Source organism: Vibrio genomosp. F10 str. 9ZD137, from assembly GCF_049974785.1.
Lineage (GTDB): Bacteria > Pseudomonadota > Gammaproteobacteria > Enterobacterales > Vibrionaceae > Vibrio.
The window spans coordinates 1-2,143 of the sequence record NZ_JBNGCJ010000320.1 but is presented as its reverse complement, the minus strand read 5'-3'; the positions used below and the strand labels follow the sequence as shown (position 1 = coordinate 2,143).

The 2,143-nt window shown below is 45.3% G+C and carries 2 protein-coding genes; both read right to left on the bottom strand.

Annotation, left to right across the window (positions count from 1 at the left end):
* Nucleotides 1-186 precede the first annotated feature (186 nt).
* A complete protein-coding gene (gene secF / locus ACP45E_RS06425) occupies nucleotides 187-1,134 on the bottom strand; it encodes a protein translocase subunit SecF (RefSeq protein WP_017038534.1) in 948 nt (315 codons plus the stop codon).
* 14 nt (nucleotides 1,135-1,148) lie between these two features.
* A partial coding sequence (gene secD, locus ACP45E_RS06420) for a protein translocase subunit SecD (protein ID WP_069584808.1) occupies nucleotides 1,149-2,143 on the bottom strand: 995 nt, incomplete at its 5' end.

Here is a 2,143-nt window from a genome sequence, read left to right as displayed (position 1 = left end):
TCACTGACTTACTGTGATTGGTATAAAATCAGCCTAAAAACTGGGCACTAAAAGAGTACACTATCCTACAAAAACATAACGCCTTATGGCTGAGATTATCGCTCTTAAACCACAAAAAAAGCCGCTAGTTTCCTAGCGGCTTTTTAAATACCATATCTCAACATTGAAGCTGATTAATAAAACGCCTTATGGCATTTCATCCAGATCTTCACCTTCTTTCTCAACTTGAGTTGGCATTAGGTGCTCTCGTTCAATACCTAGTTTCAATGCTAATGCTGAAGCCACATAGATTGAAGAGTAAGTACCGACAGTAATACCTAATAGCAACGCTAACGCAAAACCATGAATCATCGCTCCGCCTTGAGTAAACAGCGCAATAACCACAAATAAAGTAGTACCTGAAGTGATCAAGGTACGACTCAAGGTTTGAGTAATAGAGTTATTCATAACCTCAGGTGGTTCACCGTTACGCATCTTACGGAAGTTTTCACGGATACGGTCAAATACAACGATAGTATCATTGAGTGAGTACCCGACGACCGTCAGCAAAGCCGCGACAATAGTTAAGTCCACTTCAATTTGCAATAACGAAAAGATGCCTAGAGTAATGATAACATCGTGTGCAAGAGCCATAACAGCCCCCGCCGCCAAACGCCACTCGAATCGAATCGATACGTAGATCAAAATACAGATTAGAGAAGCAAGAATCGCAAGCCCCCCCGCTTCTGTCAGTTCATCACCCACATTCGGGCCAACAAACTCGATTCTGCGCATTTCAACGCTTTCCCCTGTGCCATCTTTAATAGCATCGAGGATTTGGTTACCTAACGTTTCGTTTGCAATACCGTCACGTGGACGAAGACGAACCATCACTTCACGTGCTGAACCGAAGTTCTGTACCGTAGCATCACCAAAGCCTTCAGCTTCAAGCGCCTCACGGATATCTTCTAGATTGGCAGGTTGCTCAAAACCCACTTCAATCAGTGTGCCGCCAGTGAAGTCTAACCCCCAGTTCAGCCATTTGGTTGAAAGGGTAAAGATGGCAGCCGCGATCATCACCAAAGAGAAAGCAAACGCTACTTTCGACCAACGCATGAAGTCGATCGTTTTCTCTGCTCTTAGAATTTGAAACATAATAATTCCTAGCCTTAGATCGACAGTTTATCGATGCGCTTACCACCATATAGCAGGTTAACCACACAACGGGTTCCTACAATCGCAGTAAACATAGAAGTCAAAATACCAATAGATAGCGTGACAGCGAAACCTTTAATCGCACCTGTACCCACTGCAAACAAAATGATCGCCGTGATTAAGGTGGTGACGTTCGCATCGGCAATAGTACTGAATGCATTTGAATAACCTTGGTGAATCGCTTGTTGAGGGTTTTTCCCTTCGCGAAGTTCTTCACGGATACGCTCAAAGATCAGTACGTTTGCATCCACCGCCATACCCACGGTCAAGACAATACCGGCAATACCAGGCAGCGTCATTGTCGCCCCCGGAATCATCGACATAACGCCAATAATAAGCACCAAGTTAGCCATCAGAGCCATATTTGCGATGAAGCCAAATTTACGGTAGTAAACCAACGTAAATAGCATAACCGCGACCATACCCCAGATCATCGCTTGAATACCCATATCAATGTTCTGTTGTCCCATCGATGGACCGATAGTACGTTCTTCAACGATTGAAATTGGCGCAATCAAAGCACCAGCACGGAGCAATAACGCAAGGTTGTGCGCTTCAGCAACAGAATCAATACCCGTAATACGGAAGTTACGGCCAAGTGCAGTTTGAATTGTCGCTTGGTTAATCACTTCTTCATGCTTAGATAGAATCACGCTACCTTCAGGTGTTTTACGGCCACTGTCTTTGTACTCTGCAAATACGGTCGCCATGAGCTTACCGACATTTTGACGAGAGAACGTCGACATCTTGCTACCACCTTCACTATCGAGTGAGATGTTCACTTGCGGGCGACCATATTCGTCAACACTTGAGCTGGCATCAGTGATATGAGCACCGCCTAAGATGACGCGCTTTTTAACCACGACAGGGCGTCCATCACGGTTAGTTTTTATTTCGCTACCCGCTGGTGCTCGGCCACTTGCCGCAGCAGAAAGATCGGCTTGGTCAT